At 57.9% G+C, this 18,191-nt stretch carries 14 protein-coding genes; 7 read left to right on the top strand and 7 right to left on the bottom strand.

Annotated elements, in window-relative coordinates:
* Window positions 1-117: 117 nt before the first annotated feature.
* A complete protein-coding gene (locus tag JN524_RS00900) occupies window positions 118-798 on the bottom strand; it encodes a histidine phosphatase family protein (protein ID WP_134786358.1) in 681 nt (226 codons plus the stop codon).
* A gap of 316 nt (window positions 799-1,114) precedes the next feature.
* Between JN524_RS00900 and JN524_RS00905 the strand changes: the two genes are divergently transcribed.
* Window positions 1,115-2,425 (top strand): sensor histidine kinase, encoded by a 1,311-nt coding sequence (locus tag JN524_RS00905; protein WP_202368133.1) that lies wholly within the window; start codon window positions 1,115-1,117, stop codon window positions 2,423-2,425.
* Here the strand turns inward: JN524_RS00905 and JN524_RS00910 are convergent.
* The 5 genes from JN524_RS00910 to JN524_RS00930 all read right to left on the bottom strand — a co-directional run bounded on the left by JN524_RS00910 (window position 2,383) and on the right by JN524_RS00930 (window position 8,741).
* Window positions 2,383-2,934: a PqiC family protein gene (locus tag JN524_RS00910; protein WP_202368134.1), complete on the bottom strand. Its 552-nt coding sequence runs from the start codon at window positions 2,932-2,934 to the stop codon at window positions 2,383-2,385. The two genes, JN524_RS00905 and JN524_RS00910, sit on opposite strands and share 43 nt — an antisense overlap.
* A 16-nt stretch (window positions 2,935-2,950) precedes the next feature.
* Window positions 2,951-4,606 carry a PqiB family protein gene (locus tag JN524_RS00915; RefSeq protein WP_202368135.1) on the bottom strand — a complete coding sequence of 552 codons (1,656 nt, stop codon included), beginning with the start codon at window positions 4,604-4,606 and terminating at the stop codon, window positions 2,951-2,953.
* Between the two features lie 185 nt (window positions 4,607-4,791).
* On the bottom strand, window positions 4,792-6,093 hold the full coding sequence (locus JN524_RS00920) for an NAD(P)/FAD-dependent oxidoreductase (RefSeq protein ID WP_202368136.1): 1,302 nt from the start codon (window positions 6,091-6,093) through the stop codon (window positions 4,792-4,794).
* Window positions 6,090-7,178, bottom strand: coding sequence for a polyamine ABC transporter substrate-binding protein (locus tag JN524_RS00925; protein WP_202368137.1), 1,089 nt, complete (start codon window positions 7,176-7,178; stop codon window positions 6,090-6,092). The genes JN524_RS00920 and JN524_RS00925 overlap by 4 nt, the downstream gene beginning before the upstream one ends.
* A gap of 204 nt (window positions 7,179-7,382) precedes the next feature.
* Window positions 7,383-8,741: a glutamine synthetase family protein gene (locus JN524_RS00930; protein WP_027611935.1), complete on the bottom strand. Its 1,359-nt coding sequence runs from the start codon at window positions 8,739-8,741 to the stop codon at window positions 7,383-7,385.
* A 161-nt stretch (window positions 8,742-8,902) separates the two neighbouring features.
* Between JN524_RS00930 and JN524_RS00935 the strand changes: the two genes are divergently transcribed.
* From JN524_RS00935 to JN524_RS00960, 6 genes are all read left to right on the top strand, one after another.
* Complete coding sequence (locus JN524_RS00935; RefSeq protein ID WP_103367165.1) at window positions 8,903-9,799, top strand: helix-turn-helix domain-containing protein; 897 nt, start codon at window positions 8,903-8,905, stop codon at window positions 9,797-9,799.
* Between the two features lie 95 nt (window positions 9,800-9,894).
* Window positions 9,895-10,404 carry a sigma-70 family RNA polymerase sigma factor gene (locus JN524_RS00940; protein ID WP_096796042.1) on the top strand — a complete coding sequence of 170 codons (510 nt, stop codon included), beginning with the start codon at window positions 9,895-9,897 and terminating at the stop codon, window positions 10,402-10,404.
* Window positions 10,404-11,366 (top strand): FecR domain-containing protein, encoded by a 963-nt coding sequence (locus JN524_RS00945; protein WP_202368138.1) that lies wholly within the window; start codon window positions 10,404-10,406, stop codon window positions 11,364-11,366. Before JN524_RS00940 ends, JN524_RS00945 begins: the two co-directional genes overlap by 1 nt.
* Window positions 11,367-11,433: 67 nt before the next feature.
* The gene (locus JN524_RS00950; protein ID WP_202368139.1) at window positions 11,434-13,830 is read left to right on the top strand and encodes a TonB-dependent receptor; all 2,397 of its coding nucleotides are present in this window, start codon (window positions 11,434-11,436) and stop codon (window positions 13,828-13,830) included.
* 134 nt (window positions 13,831-13,964) lie between these two features.
* Window positions 13,965-14,480, top strand: coding sequence for a cupin domain-containing protein (locus JN524_RS00955; RefSeq protein WP_202368140.1), 516 nt, complete (start codon window positions 13,965-13,967; stop codon window positions 14,478-14,480).
* Window positions 14,481-15,083: 603 nt separating this feature from the next.
* The gene (locus JN524_RS00960) at window positions 15,084-16,277 is read left to right on the top strand and encodes a hypothetical protein (protein WP_140669154.1); all 1,194 of its coding nucleotides are present in this window, start codon (window positions 15,084-15,086) and stop codon (window positions 16,275-16,277) included.
* 544 nt (window positions 16,278-16,821) lie between these two features.
* Here JN524_RS00960 and JN524_RS00965 read toward each other — a convergent pair.
* The gene (locus JN524_RS00965; protein WP_202368141.1) at window positions 16,822-18,045 is read right to left on the bottom strand and encodes a hypothetical protein; all 1,224 of its coding nucleotides are present in this window, start codon (window positions 18,043-18,045) and stop codon (window positions 16,822-16,824) included.
* Window positions 18,046-18,191: the final 146 nt, after the last annotated feature.

The raw sequence follows: 18,191 nt of genomic DNA on the forward strand, positions 1-18,191 counted from the left end.
AATGAAATATTTCCAGTTCTGGAAAGTAAAAAACATTTCTTATTACAAATTTCATACACGCCAATACCCTGTGCCAGAGCATTGGCCGAGCCGTTTGTTCTCGACTAAGTTTGATGATTACTTGGCCAATCGTTGCCAGCCTTCGGGATTCATGATGCCGATTACATCAAGTTTTCCTTGCGCATCTATCCGGGCCAAAACAGTGCTGCCATATTCGGCGGCGACCGCGCGCGGGTAACCGGTCTGCCGTTCGAAATCGGCAATGCAGCCGCTGTGGGTTACCAGAATCATGTTCTGTCCCGGGGTCTTGTGCGCCACCAATTCATTGCGCATCGTCGGGCCACAGGTTTCCAGCCATTCCGCCGCCACGGCATCGTGGCCGAGCATGTAATGCGCAGTCTGCATGGTGCGCGTCAACGGGCTGCTGAAGAACTGGGTCTTTTCCAGGCCCAGTTGCGTAAAGCCACGGCCGACGTCGGCTGCAGCAATGCTGCCAGCCTGGGTGATACCGTCCGCCGGCCCCAGACAGGGATTGGTCGAGCGGTCGCAACGTTCGGTATGTCGCACCAGTGCGACGACCTCACCGGCCTGCCAGGCCTTCACCCATTCCTGGGTAGCCGACGCACTCGCATAGCGCAGGTTGGCGGGCGAACGTTGCATCCAGACGAAGCCGCAAATCAGTGCGATCAGCAGCAAACCGACGGCAATGATTGCCCAGGTGCGCGGACGAGACAGGTCCCATCGCTTGGACGCTGATTGTACTTGTACTAATTCAACCACAACGTTGCCCCTTGTCATTCCCGAGTTCCATTCAGTCAACACGCAAAGTGCAACGTAAGCTCCAGGAGATTAGTTACTTTACGGGGATCTGCTTGAATGGCTGCTGAACACTACGTTCAGAGTCGTGGCGGGGCAGTGAAGAACATGTGAAAAATTTGCGAGAGAAGCGCAGGTATTAGCGGAAAAGTCTATTTGATAACTAAACTCAAATAGTCGTTTTGTTTGTTTTGGCCACTTAACAATGGCGCCAGTGGAGGCGAAGCTGCGACTTTGGATAACGTCGTGGCGCAGCTGCTTTCAGCCCCCGACATCAGCACTGGAGTCATTGAACCGGATGGACCTCAAGCAAAGCCTCGCCAATCGGATCGTGATTGTGTTCGCCTTGATGAGCGCGGTGGTGGCCGGTGTCTTCGCGATGGGCATTGTGGCTACCGTGCATGTCGTGGAGCACAAGTTGACCATGACCGCCCTCAGCGGTGGGCTGCGCCGGTTGTTGGCGATGGACGACATCAACCAGTGGCGCCACGAGCCGGAAAAGAGCGAACTGTTTTTTTTCGAAAACGGCCCGGGGCCCATGGCGCTGACGCCGCAACTGGCAGCACTGCCCCAGGGTTTTCAGGAGATCACCTTCAACGGTGATGACTTTTACGCGATGGTCGAGGCAGTCGGCGGACGCAAGTATGTGTTGCTGCGCAATCAGGAAAGCTTCGAACAACGCGAGCACTTGCTGTTCGTGGTGGTGATAGTCGGGTTCATCCTCAGCGTCATCCTGGCGGTTGCGCTCGGCAGGCTGCTGGCGCGGCAGGTCATGGCGCCGGTGATTCGCCTGGCGGGGCAGGTGCGGCATCGTGATCAGTTGATCGCGCTGGCGCCGGCCCTGCATCCGGATTACGCCGATGATGAAGTAGGGGAGCTGGCCCTGTCTTTCGACCAGACACTCGGCCGGTTACGCGAAACCCTTAACCGCGAAAAACTCTTCACCAGTGATGTCAGTCATGAACTGCGCACACCGTTGATGATTCTGGCCAGCTCCTGCGAGCTGTTGCTGGCCAACCCCTCGCTGGATCAGCGTTCCACTCAGCAGGTCAAACGCATTGCCCGGGCCAGCGCTGAAATGCGCCAACTGGTCGAAACTTTCTTGATGCTGGCGCGCAAGCCGGAAGAGCTTGGCACCGAATCCACCTGCACACTCAAATCGATCGCCGACGCCCAGGTGGAAATCTGGGGGCGACTGATTCGTGAAAAGGGCCTGGAATTCATCTACGAGCCGCAACTGGCGGGCAGCACGCGTTATGACCTGACGTTCTTGCAGTCGGTCATGGGCAATCTGCTGCGCAATGCCTGGCACTACACTGATCAGGGCTTTGTAAGGTTGACCCTGCTCAAGGACAGCTTTGTGGTCGAGGACAGCGGCATCGGTATTCCGGAAGAGAAACGTCACGCGATGTTCCAGCCATTCGTGCGCGGTGACGAACAGCGCGGTGAAGGTCTTGGGTTGGGATTGTCGCTGGTGCAGCGGATCTGCAGCCATCAGCGCTGGCAGGTTCAGTTGGTGACTCGCGAACCCAACGGCTGCCGTTTCACCGTCACGCTGTCGGCGGCTCAGGAGGCCGAAGGGCAGACGCGAGAATTGCCCGCCGCCTGATTGATCAGGGCAGCCAGGCGTTTGACGTTGTTCTGTTGCGCGGCCACCAGGTCGTCGATGCTCGGGCCGGACGGAGTTTGCAAGGTTGAATGGCAGGTCAGCAGAGCATTGTCCGCCGCACCGCTGGGACGCAGGCGCCATTTGACGTCGATCAGCCCGTACTGGCCGGGGATCGAGTCGAAACGCTGCACATCGATGCGCACCGAGACGTTGCCGCGACTGCCGGTATTGCTCAGTTGATCGTTCAAGGCACTGCGCAGCTCATCCGCCAGACTCGCCCCCCACCACTGGGTTTCCAGAATCGCCAGGCCATTGTTGCCCTGGCGGATGACGATTTGCGGGCGGTCGACTTGTGGCGGCACGCTGATCCCCTCGATCGGAATCTGCGCGCCCGAGCGGGACGCCGGCAGTTGCACCGGGGTCAGGGTGTGAAAGTTGATCGGCTCGCTGCGGCAGGCGCCCAACAGCATGAACGCAGCGAGCAGGGTGATCTTCAGCGGTAAAGCCATGGGGGAGCTCCTGTGCTCAATTGCGCGGCGGTCCTTTCAGATCCAGCGGCGCCGCGTTGTCGGGACGACCGCGAATCAGCGATTCCGGATGGCGACCGAGATAATCCGACAGCTCACGCAGCGAACGCGACATGCGCCCGAGTTCGTCGAGGGTCTCGGTGAGTTTCTCGCGCTGCGGCGAATCTTCGGCCAGGGTCGAACTGGCGGATTGCAAGGTCTTGCTGACGTCGGCCAGGGTGGTCTGCACGCTTGGCAGGGTTTTCGCGTTGAACTGGGTCAGGCCTTTGCGCAGCTCGACGAGGTTGCTGTCGAGGTTGCCGGCAATCCGTTCGACCGGCAGTTTGTTGAGCTTGTCGACCACGGCTTCGAGTTTTTCCTGCAACTGTTCGAGGCTGCCGGGCACGGTTGGCAAGACCACCGGCCGGGCCGTCGCGTCGAAGGCGACTTTCTCGGCTTTCGGGAAGAAATCCAGCGCAATGTACAGTTGCCCGGTCAGCAGGTTGCCGCTGCGGGCCTGGGCGCGCAGACCGTTGTCGACGAAGGTACCGAGCAAACGAATGCCGGCGGCTTCGTCGTCGGGATCGTGCTTGAATTCGGTGAGCATTTTTTTGTAGGCCTGACCGAGGCGCTGCGGGTAAATGACGATGCCGACGTTCAGCGGGAAGCTGCGTTTTTTAGCGTCGAAATCGAGATTGATGCCGACCACCCGGCCAATTTCCATGCCGAGAAATTCCACCGGCGCATCGACCTTGAGCCCGCGCAAGGACTGCTCGAAACGCAGCACCATGTATTGCGCTTTGCCATTGGGCGGGGCGAGGGCGGTCTGCTGATCGGCGAACAGCTCGAAGTCTTTGTCGTCCGTGGCAGCAACGTCGTTGGGGCTGTAATCCGGCGCACGGAAGGCAATGCCGCCGACCAGCATGGTCGACAGCGATTCGGTCTTCACCGCAAAGCCGTTGGCGCCGACATTGATGTCGATGCCGCTGGCGTTCCAGAACCGGGTGTTTTCGGTGACGAACGCGTCGTTCGGCGAATGGATGAACACCTCGATGTCCACGCCTTTGCCCTCGGGATTGAGGGTGTAAGTAACCACCTGACCGACCGGAATCTTGCGGTAGTAAACCGGCGAACCAATGTCCAGCGAGCCGAGATCCGGCGCATGCAGCATGAAACGCTTGCCCGGTTCGCCGTAAGTGATCGGGGGCGGGTTCTCCAGGCCCTTGAAGTGTTTGGCGCGGCTGTCGGACTGGCCGATGTCGGCGCCGATGTAGTCGCCGGAGAGCAGGGTGTCGATGCCCGACACACCACCAGCGCCGATGCGCGGGCGCACGACCCAGAAGTGTGAGTCTTCGCGGGTAAAGGTTTCGGCCTGCTTGGCCAGTTTGATCGTGGCGTCGACGCTCTTCTGATCGCCGCTCAACTCGACATCCGTCACCTGACCGATCACCACATTGCGGTATTTGACTTCGGTTTTGTTGGCGGTCAGGCCGCTGCCGGTCTTGAAGTTGACGACGATGGTCGGGCCTTCCTGCATCAGGTTGTGCACCACCAGCGAAATACCGACCAGCACCGCGACGATCGGCACGATCCACACCAGTGAAATACTGAAGCGACGCGTCTTGATCGGCGCTTGGCCCGGTGCTCGTGGCTCATCGGCGGCTGACGACTTCATCCATGTCCTCCTCGGTTTTGTGGATGCTGAGCGTCAGGAACGCAAAAGCACTTCATCAATATAGAAGTGCTTGGCCATAGAGCAAATAAGGTTACGTGTAGGAGCTGCCGAAGGCTGCGATCTTTTGATCTTGGTTTTTAAGGTCAAAAGATCGCAGCCTTCGGCAGCTCCTACAGGGGCGAGCGTTAGCCGAGGATTTCGCGCAGGCGATACCAGAACATGCCCAGTGCCAGCAGCGGCGAACGCAGGGCCGGGCCGCCGGGGAAAGTCATGTGCGGCACCGCGCTGAACACGTCCATGCCCTGACTGTGCCCGGCGTGAATCGCTTCGCCCAGCAGCTTGGCGCACCAGTGCGTGACGTTGAGGCCGTGCCCGGAGTAACCCTGAGCGTAGAACACGTTCGGCTGCTGCTGGAGCCGGCCGACCTGCGGGAAGCGGTTGGCGGTGATGCCGATCTTGCCGCCCCATTGATAGTCGATGCGCACGTCCGCCAGTTGCGGGAAGACCTTGAGCATCTTCGGGCGCATGTAGGCGGCGATGTCCGCCGGATCGCGCCCGGAATAATGACAGGCGCCGCCGAACAGCAGGCGTCGATCCGCCGAGAGCCGGTAGTAATCGAGGCCGACTTTCTGGTCGCACAACGCGAGGTTGTGCGGGATCAATTGCGCGGCACGTTCCTCGGACAGCGGCTCGGTGGCGATGATGTAACTGCCGGCCGGCAGTACCTTGCCGCTGAGTTGCTGTTCGAGTTCATCCAGATGCGCGTTGCAACCGAGCACCAGACTGCCGGCGCGAACGCTGCCGGTGGCGCAGCGCACTTCAACGGTTTCGCCATGAATGATCTGCAGCACCGGGCTTTGCTCGAAGATTCGCACACCGAGGGACGCCGCCAGACGCGCTTCGCCTTGCACCAGATCCAGCGGGTGCAGATGACCGGACCCCATGTCGATCAGACCACCCGCGTAGCCGTCGGCGTTGACCACTTGCTGGCGGATCAGCTCCGGGCCGACCAGACGGGTCTGGTGTTGATAACCGAGTTCGTCGAGGCTGGCCTGTTCGTCCTTGAACGCTGCGAATTGCGCCGGAGTGTTGGCCAGCTCGCAGAAGCCCCAACGCAGGTCGCACTCGATGGCGTTCTCGGTGATGCGCTGGCGCACCAGTTCCACCGAGTCGATCCCGGCGCGCTGCAAGTAACGCACGCCGTCATTGCCGACATAGCGGGCAAAGCCTTCGACCTCGTGACCGATGCCGCGAATCAACTGACCGCCGTTGCGCCCGCTGGCGCCCCAGCCAATGCGTCGGGCTTCAATCAACACCACCGACAGCCCGCGCTGCGCCAGTTCAATCGCGGTGTTGACCCCGGTGAAACCGCCGCCGATCACGCAGACATCGGCGGTGAAGTCACCGTCGAGTGCCGGCCAGGGCGTACTGGCCCGGGCCGAAGCTGCGTAATAGGAGCGGGCGTGTTCTTTGCTGTACTGATTCATTTGTTCGACTTCACTTTGCTCCAGGACCGGGTCATCAGCCGCATGATCGACTGGGGCGGGGTAGAGGAGATGTAGAGCTTGTCCAGCACCGCCTGCGACGGGTAGACCTCGGGATTGTTCACCAGCGCCTGATCCATGTACTGCTTGGCGGCCGGGTTCGGGTTGGCGTAACCGACCGAAGCGCTGACCTTGGCGATCACTTGCGGATCGAGCAGGTAATTGATGAAGGCGTGGGCTTCCTTGGTGTTGCTGGCATCGGCAGGGATCGCCAGCAGGTCGAACCACAGGTTGGCGCCTTCCTTCGGAATCGCGTAAGCGATGTTCACCCCGTTCTTGGCTTCCTTGGCGCGGTTGGCCGCCTGGAACACATCGCCGGAGTAGCCGAAGGCTACGCAGATGTCGCCATTGGCCAGGTCGGAAACGTATTTCGAGGAATGGAAATAGGTGATGTACGGGCGAATGCTCAGCAGTTTCGCTTCGGCCTTTTTATAGTCTTCCGGGTTTTCGCTGCGTGGGTCCATGCCCATGTAGTTGAGGATCGCCGGGAACACTTCGTCCGCCGAGTCCATCATCGACACGCCGCACTGGGTGAGTTTCTTCAGATTCTCCGGCTCGAACAGCACGGCCCAGGAGTCGATGTGATCGATGCCGAGCACAGCCTTGACCTTGTCGACGTTGTAGCCGATGCCGTTGGTGCCCCACAGGTATGGCACGGAGTGCTGGTTGCCCGGGTCGTTCTTCTCAAGCAATTCGAGCAGCTTGGGATCGAGATTTTTCCAGTTCGGTAACTGCTCGCGATCGAGTTTGAGGAACGCCCCGGCCTTCACCTGACGCGCGAGAAAGTGGTTGGATGGCACCACCACGTCATAGCCGGTACGGCCAGCGAGCAGCTTGCCTTCCAGGGTCTCGTTGGAGTCGAACACGTCATAGATCACCTTGATCCCGGTATTGGCCTGGAAGTCGGCGAGGGTGGTTTCACCGATGTAGTCGGTCCAGTTGTAGACGCTGACCTGTGGCTGGGCCAGGGCTGCGGTGCTGCACAACAGCGCCAGCGCGGCGGGAACCATGGATTTCAATAGACGCATATCGACACCTCTTGGAGTTATTGGAGTTTTTCGGGTGGTTCTGGATTTTCAGATGGATCATTGTTCCCCTGCTCTTTGTGGGAGGGGGCTTGCTCCCGAAGAGGCCGGTACCTCCAACATTACAGCTGGCTGATACACCGCTTTCGGGAGCAAGCCCCCTCCCACAAAAAGCCATGCCATGGAGGAAGGGGATTTGTGCTGGAGTCAGACGCTCAGCAGCAGGAACTCGCGCTCCCAGGAGCTGATCACGCGCTTGAAGTTTTCATGCTCGGCGCGTTTGACCGCGACGTAACCGCGCACGAACTTGTTGCCCAGGTAACGCGCAACGGTGTCGCACTCTTCCATTTGCGTCAGCGCGTCTTCGATGGTGATCGGCAGGCGCAGGTTGCGGCGTTCGTAGGCGCGGCCTTCGACGGCGGCACTCGGCTCGATGCCTTCGACCATGCCGATGTAGCCACACAGCAGGCTGGCGGCGATCGCCAGATACGGATTGGCGTCGGCGCCCGGCAGGCGGTTTTCCACGCGCATGGATTCCGGCCCGGAGGTCGGCACACGCAGGCCGACGGTGCGGTTTTCTTCGCCCCACTCGACGTTGACCGGTGCCGAAGTGTCCGGCAGGAAGCGGCGGAACGAGTTGACGTTGGGCGCGAACATCGGCAGGACTTTCGGGATGTACTTCTGCAGGCCGCCGATGTGATGGCGGAACAGCTCGCTCATTGTGCCGTCGGCATTGGCGAAAATCGGCTTGCCGGTGGCGATCTCCACCACGCTCTGGTGCAGGTGCATGGCGCTGCCGGGTTCGTCGCCAATCGGCTTGGCCATGAACGTGGCGGTGACGTTGTGCTTGAGTGCCGCTTCACGCAGGGTGCGTTTGAATACGGTGATCTGGTCGGCCAGGTCCAGTGCGTCGCCGTGCCGGAAGTTGATTTCCATCTGCGCCGGGCCGTCTTCGTGGATCAGCGTGTCCAGATCAAGGCCTTGCAGCTCGCACCAGTCGTAGACGTCTTCGAACAGCGGATCGAATTCGTTGGCGGCATCGATCGAGAACGACTGCCGACCGCTTTCCGCACGGCCCGAACGACCCAGCGGTGCCTTGAGCGGCAGGTCCGGGTCTTCGCAGCGCTGGGTCAGGTAGAACTCCATTTCCGGCGCAACGATCGGCTTCCAGCCCTTGTCGGTGTACAGCTGCAGGACTTTCTTCAGCACGTTGCGCGGCGACAGTTCGATCGGGTTGCCGAACTTGTCGAAGGTGTCGTGGATGACGATGGCGGTCGGCTCGATCGCCCATGGAATCACATACACGGCGTCGCTCACCGGTTTGCAGACCATGTCGATGTCGGCCGGGTCGAGCAGGTCGTAGTAGATATCGTCGTCGACAAAATCCCCGGTTACCGTTTGCAGCAGCACACTTTCCGGCAGGCGCATGCCTCGCTCATGCAGGAACTTGTTGGTCGGTGCGATCTTGCCGCGGGCGATGCCGGTCAGGTCGCTGACCACACATTCAACTTCGGTAATCTTGTGATCTTTCAGCCACGTGAACAGCTGATCGAAAGGGGCATTCATAAAGACCTCGTTATTGGTTTTATAGACGCCGGGGAGGTCGGGTTTCATCTTCCGCCCCTTCCCCTGTGGCGCGTTGACGACTATCTTGGGCGTGCCTTGCAGTTCCATCTATCCACTTTAAGCAGCACCAAAGCGCACCAAAAGAGTGCGCAAGGTCTCCCATGACAACGTGTAATCCGCTACAGGTTCAGGCTTTCAATACCGCTGATGTCAGCGAACAGATCCGCGCCACGCCGGGTTGGGTTCAGCATTACCAGCAGATGTCTCCCGGGCATTTCGCCGGGCAGATCCGCTATCTGGACCTGGAGGGTGTGCAGGTCTACGAAGAACAGATGAACACTCGCGTCGAGCAGACGTTCAGCGCGCCATCGGGGGCCTTGGCCTTCTGTTTCGATCGCAGCGACAACGCGCTGTATCTGCTCAACGAAGACAGCCGCAACATCTGGATCACCCCGGAGAACTACCAGGAAATTGCCGTGGTGTTCGGCCCGGAATTCGTCCGTCAGCATGGTCTGGAGGTGGCGAGACTCGAAGGATTGTTCATGGCGCCGCTTAACTGCGGGCAGAACGCCTTGTTCAGTCGCTGGTTAAGCTCAACTCTCACGAAGTTGTCGCAAGCTGTTGATCCGTTTGATAAAGACTCACTGACTCAGCAGTTGCTCGAAGACTGCCTGTTCATCCTCGACAACGCACACACCCGTCTTGATCGCGGCGGATTACAGCGGCGTAGCGAAGAACGGATGATCATGAAGCGAGTAGGGGAGTGGGCGGCGGATTCGCCGGAAGACACCGTCAATCTGCTCGAACTGTCGAAGGTCGCAGGGGTGCCGTTGCGGCAATTACAGCAGGCGTTCAAAGCCTATACCGGGATGACCCCGAGTCACTGGTTGCGCCTGCGCCGGCTGAACAGTGCACACCGCGAATTGCTCAAGCGCCGGCCCACGGAAACCACCGTGGCTGAGGTGGCGATGCGCTGGTCGTTCTGGCATCTGGGGCGGTTTTCCAGCAGTTATCGGGCGCTGTTCAAAGAGCTGCCGAGCGAGACGCTGAAACGCTAGAGATTGCCGTCACGGACAAAAAGATCTTTTTGTCCCAAGCGAAGTTAAATAGAATCAGTCTCATTTGAATCTAACTTCGCGCAAGGTCTCTTGAGATGATTGAAGCCGCCACGCCATCTGAGCAGAGCCTGCACGCGCTGTACCGCGATCACCGAGGCTGGCTGGAAACCTGGCTGCGTCGACGCATGGGCAACGCTTGGGATGCGGCGGATCTGAGCCAGGACACCTTCATGCGCGTGCTGTGCAGCGCGCAACCGATTGCCGACATGCGTGAGCCTCGTGCCTATCTGCTGACCGTGGGCAAGCGTCTACTGAGCAACTTCTACACCCGTCGCAGTCTGGAAAAAGCCTACCTCGAAGCCCTCGCGCAACTGCCGGACGAGTGCGTGCCATCGCCTGAGCAGCGTTGGCTGCTGCTGGAAACCCTGCAAGCACTGGATGAGTTACTCGATGGATTGCCCCGAGCAGTGCGTCGAGCGTTTTTGTGGAGTCAGCTTGAAGGCCTCGGTTACCGCGAAATCGCCGAGCGCCTGCAAGTGTCCGAGCGCACCGTCAAACGTTACATGGCGCAGGCCTACGAGCATTGTCTGCTGGTGGATCTTTGATGCGCGTTGCCCCCAGTGATGAAGCCCGCGAGGTCGCCCGCGCCGCCGCGCAATGGCTGGCGTTGATTGAGTCCGGCGAAGCGGGCGCTGACGATCATGCGCAATTGCAGGCCTGGCGTAACAGCGATAGCCGACATGAACACGCGTGGCAGAAAATCCAGCGTTTGCGCGAACGGTTTTCCGCACTGCCTTCTGCGCTGGCCATGGCTACGCTGGATCGTCCGGACGCAGCGCGTCGAGCCGTGCTGAAACGCGCGCTTGGTATCGCGGCACTTGTGCCGGCTGCCTGGCTGATCAGTCGGCAACTGCCGCTGGACGTCTGGCGCGCTGATTTGCAGACGGGCACCGGTGAACGCAAAAAATTGCCGCTCGCCGATGGCAGTTCGTTGCAGCTCAATACCGACAGCGCCGTCAATCTGGATCTTGCCGCCGGTCAGCTGACGCTGGTGCGGGGAGAGATGGCCGTTGATGTACCAGGCAACTCAGCGCTGATCATCAATCTGCCGTTCGGGCGGATCATCGTCAGTCACAGCGAGATTTGCGTGCGTCTCAATGAGCGTGACTGCAATGTGTCGGTGGTCCGTGGCTCGGTGCAGTTGCAACCGTCAAGCGGGCCGGCGCTGATCCTCGATCAGGGCCAGCAGATCAGGCTGCAGACTTCTGGCGCGGGAGCTGTCCGAGCGTTTGACGCCTCGATGCCGAGCTGGCGCGACGGTGTATTGATGGCGCAAAACCAGCCGCTGGGGGATTTTCTGCGCGAATTGAGCCGTTATCGCCCAGGTGTTTTGCGCTGGGATCCGGAGCTGGAGTCGCTGCGCATCACCGGCAGTTTTCGCCTGGATAACACCGATCAAGTGCTCTCGCTATTGGCGGCCAGCCTGCCGATCGACGTGCAGAAGCGCACGCGCTTTTGGGTCTCTCTCGTTCCGCGAAATCCCTCTCAGTCTAAAAAAACAGCTTGAGATCTGTCCCTTTTTTTCGCCTCGCTGGTCATTCCAGGCAAGTGAACCCAATCGAGAGCTTGTTCCTATGCCTGCAGTATTTCCAGGTCGTTTGCGTCCGTTGTTGCAGTTGAGCCTTTTGTTGAGCCTGAGTGCCAGCCCTGTGTTGATCCCCTGCAGTTGGGCGGAAAGCGCCGACCGGCGCGGTTATCAGGTGCCTGCCGGCAGCCTGGGTGCGGCGCTGACCCGTTTTGCCGGACTGGCCGGGGTCAATCTGTCGGTAGATCCGGCCCTGGTCAGCGGGCGCAACAGCAATGGTTTGTCGGGTGAGTTCGGCGTGGAGGAGGGCTTCACCCGGTTGTTGCAGGGGTCCGGTCTACAGCTGCAACCGGCGGGCGAGAGTGCTTACACAGTCATTCCAGCGCCGGACGGCGGCAGTCTGGAACTGGCAGCCACGTCGATTCTTGGATCGACGGGTAGCACGGATTCTTTTGCCGGTGGCCAGGTGGCGCGCCGGGGATCGCAAGGACTGCTGGGTTCCAGGGATTTCATGGAGACCCCGTTCAGCATGACCACCTACACCAGCGAAACGGTGAAAAACCAGCAGGCCCGCACTCTGGGCGATCTGATCGCCAGCGATCCCTCGGTGCGCGCGACCAACCCCGCAGGCGGCCGTTATGAGCAATTCACCATCCGCGGTTTCAGCTTGTTCAACAGCGATGTTTCCTACAACGGGCTCTACGGGGTTCTGCCCACTTATACGATCGACATGGAAATGGCCGAGCGCGTCGATATCCTCAAGGGCCCGAGCCAACTGATCAACGGCATTTCGCCGCGGGGCAGTGTAGGAGGGGGGATCAACGTGGTGCCCAAGCGCGCCGGCGATCAGCCGAATACATCGCTGACGGCCAGTTACGCCTCGAACAATCAGCTCGGCGGCGCCGTCGACATCGGCCGTCGCTTTGGTGAGGACAACCAGTTCGGCCTGCGTTTCAACGGCGTCAAACAATCGGGTGACACTGAATGGGATCACCAGAGCGTCGATCGCGACATGGCAGTGCTGGGCCTGGATTTTCGCGGTGAGCGCCTGCGGCTTTCCACCGATATCGGTCACACCGAGCGCGATACCGATGCACCGCAAGAACGTGTGCAGGTCGGTGCAAACGCTAAAGTTCCGGATGCTGATGATGTGCGCGACAACTACGCGCAACCCTGGAGCCAGGCGCGAACCAAAGATACGTTTGGCACGCTCAATGGCGAGTTCGACGTCAGCGATTCGGTCATGTTGTATGGCGGCGTCGGCGCCCGTAAAAGTAACCACGATTTCCTTCGGCATGCGGTGTCGGTGACCAACGACGCCGGCGACTTCAGCGTTCAACCGCGGGATTTTACCCGTGACGAAAATGTCCGGACTGCCACGGCAGGTGTGCGCAACTGGTTCCATACCGGTTCAGTCAGCCACGAGGTCAATCTGGCGGCCAGCTACTTCTACATGGATTTCGAAAATGGCGGCGCGCGGTATGCAGCAGGGCGCAGCAATCTGTATGACCCGGTGGAAACCGCAAAGCCGCGCACGCCAACACGCTACGACGCCAGGGTCTACACGGAAAACCGCTTCAGCGGCGTAGCACTGTCCGATACGCTGGGGTTCTTCGATGATCGCCTGTTGCTGACCCTCGGCGCCCGCTGGCAAAGGGTTCAAGTCGACGACTGGAGCGATGATGTGAAGGGCGACACAGCCTATGACGAAGAAAAACTCTCGCCATCGGGCGGCATTCTGTTCAAGGCGACGGAAAAGCTGTCGCTCTACGCCAACTACATGGAAGGCCTCAGCCAAGGGAAAATTGCGCCATCGACGTCGATCAACGAGGATGAAATCTTCCCGCCTTTTATCAGCCGACAAGTCGAAGTCGGGGCCAAATATGACGCGGGTTCGTATGCGCTGACAGCGTCTGTGTTTCGGATCAAGCAGCCTGCGTACGAAACCAACGCCTCGACACGAGTCTTCGGCCCGAACGGCAAACGACAAAACGATGGTGTGGAATTGAGTGTGTTCGGCGAGCCGTTCAAAGGGTTTCGATTGCTCGGCGGCGTGATGTACATCGACAGCGAACTGACCCAGACCACCAATGGAACCTTTGACGGTAACCGCGCGCCCGCGACCCCTAAATACAACGTCAATCTCGGCGCAGAGTGGGATGTACCCAATGTGCAGGGGCTGACGCTGACCGGGCGCGGAATCTATTCGAGTTCGCAGTATCTGGATCAGTCCAACCAGAAGGAAATCGACTCATGGGAGCGATTCGACGTGGGGACGCGTTACGCCTTTAAACTGGACGACAAGACCATCACCGTACGCGCCAATGTCGAGAACGTATTGGATAAACGCTATTGGAGTTCGGCGGGCGCATCAGATGACAGTGAACCCGGTTTGACGCTTTCGACGCCACGGACTTATCTGCTATCGGCAACGGTGGATTTCTGAATTGCTTTCTTGAGTAAAAGGGTCGCTTAAAAGGAGGGTAAAATCTTCTAAATTCAGCGATCTACTGTTAACTACACTAAATAGCCGTTTAGTAGAGCTATCGTAAAATACGCCGCCATCCACCGGAGCAGAGCATGTCTCAACGCACAGTAAACGCACAGGCCTTGATTCAGGCGCTGGATCTGCAATCTCACGTGGAAGGCGGTTACTTTCGCAGAACCTATCAGGCCGATCATAGAGAGATGCTCGATACCGACGGTGGCCCACGGTACCTGATGACCTCGATTTACTACCTGTTGACCGAACAATCACCAGTGGGCCAGTTTCATTTCAATCATTCCGACATTGTGCATTTTTTCCATCTGGGCGATCCCATCGAGTACAGCATGATCCATGCTGACGGCTCGCTGGAGACGCTGGTAATGGGCAACGACATTCTGGCGGGACAGCATCTGCAAATGCACGTGCCTGGCGGAATCTGGAAAGCTTCGCGATTGCTCGAGGGAGAACATGGATTTGGCTTGATCAGCGAGGCCGTGTCGCCGGGATTTGATTTTGCGGACATGGAGATGGGTGATCGACGCAAACTGATTGCGCGATTTCCACAGCACCGGATGCTGATTGAAAAGCTGACGCGGGATACTGATTGAAGGTCGCCAATTGCAGGCAAGGCCGAGGTTTTGAAAAGTGAGGTTTTGGGGGAATACGCTGGATTGAAATCTGGCGTGCAACCGGGCTAATCCAGAAACATCTTGTTACGTGTAATGTATATTATGTTAAACGACAGGCTATGTCATAGATGTTCATGTGTCAGCCTTTCGTAATTACTGGACGGAAAATTTCTAAATCTGGACGCAAGAACCTTTGAGAATTCATAGGCTTGCCCTTTTCTGCTCGATCCTGTGTCTTCAGAATCGTTTTTTGATACTGGATGCTCTGGGCGTGAAATCTCAGCCCCGAGAATCTCCAGTCGATTGATCATACTCCTTCCCTTGATCTGCCAAACATCCACCCATCGACGGATCTCCATCGGCCGACAAGCGACAAGTAACAATCGACATCTGCTCGCCGGCGTAAGCATCTCTTGCCAATAAGTTGAAGCATCTCGCGATCGTTTATCGACGAAGACTTCGACACCGCATCAAAGCATTTCCGCGGATCACCGTTCCAAAATAATCACGGCGAGTCCTACGTCGGCCACATTGAGTTCTCCGAACTACACTTTTCCTGAGCTCACAAAACGTGCATTTCTTATGAACTGGACGTCAAACCCGTTCCCCATTTTCCCTACGATGTGGGTGTTCGTTCGCTGCTTAGACGAAGGCATGGATTTCCCCGCAAACATCCATGTTCTGCGACGGTTATCCGACATTGACCCGTCCTGCCGCCCAGTCGAAATGTGCCGTCACGCGGCGGATTTCATCCTCGAATCGATGCAAATCAAGCAAACACCTTGGGCAGGTCGATACAGCGACTACACCTCTGTGCTGCATATGGCCCTGAACTGGAGTTTCCTGGTTGACCGGCGGCCCATGACCGAGTGGGATACCGAGAGCCTGACGCGATTTCTACACTTTATAAAACAGCCTGACGACAATTGGGTCGCTCAGAGTCCGGCTGGATTTCGCTTCTTGCTCAGTGGCTATCCGGCTCTCACAAATCAGCCAATCAATCCGAGCTGGCGCCCATGTTACCGACCCGACCCCAAGGCCCCGATCGTCAGCACGGTGATGCGCCAAGTCCATGGAGTTACTTTCCATTTTCTCCAATATTTGTGGCGTATCGGCGTTCGAAAACAGCCGGCTCCTGTGATGGCCAAGCCTCCTGAAACCCCGTCTGATAAGGCCTTGGACGCTGCCAATCTATCGCCCCTCGAAATGGATTGGCTCTTCGCACACCTCGAACGCTGGCGCCTAACCAGTCCTGAGTACGAGATGTGCCGATTCATGCTCGCGGTGGCCAGATTCACGACTATTCCGCTATCCGGCTTGTCTCGGGACGGCCAGCACGTAGGTTTGCTCAGCCAATTTATGACTTACCAGCACCCGCCCGAACCTGTTGATCCGCCTCGCTGCAGTTCCTGGGTATACATTGATAACCCGGGGGCACCTCTGGAAACTGAGCGCCCGCTCTGCACCCAGTTCATTGGGATTTTGAAGGATTATGTTGAATCTCGAGGACTGCCAACCGGAGGTGCGCTCCCTGATGTCTGCACGTTGACGGAAACTCAGAGTTCGAAAGTCATGGCTAGCGAAGGTGTCCAGACCATGATTCGGCGACATCGGGTCGCTATTGCTGATGCTGCAAGGAATGATGAGACATTGCTAGACGCAGCAGAAACCGCGGCAAAACTCGCCCAGTTGACGTTCAGCCAAGTGAGGCGTTCGGCACGTGCGAATCTGGAACTCGCCTGTAAAAAACCGACCACTCATAGGTGGTCTCGATGATATTCACGGGGCGCCTACATCTGACAATGTGAAGCTGCACGGCCCTCCGTGTCGAACTCATTGGCAGAAGAAGTAACGATGGGCGTGGCTCTTCGAGCGCGGCTGTCGTGAATCAAGCCCGCGCCCTGCGCGTGTCTTGACCCTGGCGGGCATCCATCCTCACGCCTGCGCGCTCCGCTTGCAGTGTTAGCTCGGGAGTTGCTGGGTTTGGGGAGCGATTATAGGGTTCCCGGCCGGCGGCTTGGCCGGTAGGAAAATCAGTTGAGGCTGGGGCATTCGGATTGGAATGAGCTCAATCCCCTGCCCCACAACCCTAATATTGCCGCGATTGCTAACACGATGCATGGTGACCCGGATGTGGTGCAATTCGAGTTACGCATTAATAAATCCAAAGGTTTGATTCGGTGTGGAGCGCCCTTGGCGCTGTCAGACCTTCCACGCATGGCTCGTTCGTTTCCGTTGGACGATCGCGCCAAGCCAGCGAGGCATTTTCATAAGTGCATTGCAAAAACCTAGCTGGCGCGGCGCCACGGATAGTGAAGAGTCAGGATTTGAGGTAACGCTTCCGGCTTTGAATGGGGGTTTCTGGAACATCGACACGGACGGTGTTGTTGTACTGCACTTTCAGATTCGCCACGCAGTCAATTGCCTGGTCTAGTGAAAGTACCGTGGGCGACTTCGCACTGTCGCCTAAGTGATTAACAATGCGCTTGTTCATCGATGAGATGAAGCGCTCCGTGCGTCCTGCATACCTTGTTCGCGCAGGCTCAACAACAATGCCCAACTGCTTACAGAGTTCACTCATCGCTCTGATATCGCGCCTGTCTACCATTTCAACGGTGTCTAGTACGAATTGGCGGATCTCTGATTGTCCCGCAGCGCCGCTAGCCCTGGATCCCCGGAATGAATCCTGAATGGCACCCATTGCCAATTGCGTAGTGTCGCCCTCAACGGATACCGCACTTGCCAAAATGCACTGGGATATGGGGTCGTAGATGAGCGCAATTTGAGGTTGGTGCATTGAGCCGTCCTTTCTCTGGACGAAAATTTCAGGGGTGAAAATTTTAAGCTTCACAGTGAGCTTATGGGTGTTGCCCACGTTGAAGTCTTGCGAGTCAAAGATCAGTCCCGTCCGCCCCGCTCTCGCATACGTGATCAGCCCGTCAATTGAGCACCCGGGGTGGCCTGGACGTTGCCAGGTACAGTCACCCCTTAGTGTCCAATACTCGCTAGCACACCAGAAGTTCTCGGTCACGCAGTGGCTAAGAGTATTGGACACACAAAAACGGCCAACCGCCATCCAGCCTTCACCAAACTTCACGGCAAGATCTTCATTAGCGGCTAGGGAGCGCCTTATAGCGTTGATACCGTGGCGGGAGTAAAAGTCCTCGAGCCCGAGATAAACCGATATTCCGGAGGCTTTAGCGTCAGCCGAAAAGCCACTCGAAGGCGAAACCAATTTGGGCTGCGGGTAGATTTGACAGGTGCGTTCAATGGCGCCTATACAAGCTGCCATGATGGGTTCGGATTGGCCAAATAGCTGGGTAGCGCGCACTGCTCCCCTAGCCACGTTTATCACCAGTGCCTCAGCATCCTCAAGATGGTATGGGAGTTCGAGGTTATTTTCGTCGTTTTCTAGCGCACTGAAAGATTCATAGCCAAGGCATCCCGCCAGAACCTCCTTCAATATCGAGTAATCGACCTCTGTACCCGAAAGAAACAATATTGTTGCGGCATCATCGGCTGCCTTATCAATGAAATTAGCCATCGTCGTCTCCAAGTGATTGTGGCCCTGAATGTCGCATTCGAATCGAGAGTGATTGTGATAAATGTTGGATAACTCATCTGGTGATTTTGTCTTAAAAGTGCGCCTAATGAGTTTCTTTTTAAATTAAGTCCTCTATTGTTTGTACG

The organism is Pseudomonas sp. MWU318 (assembly GCF_016756945.1).
GTDB lineage: Bacteria > Pseudomonadota > Gammaproteobacteria > Pseudomonadales > Pseudomonadaceae > Aquipseudomonas > Aquipseudomonas putida_A.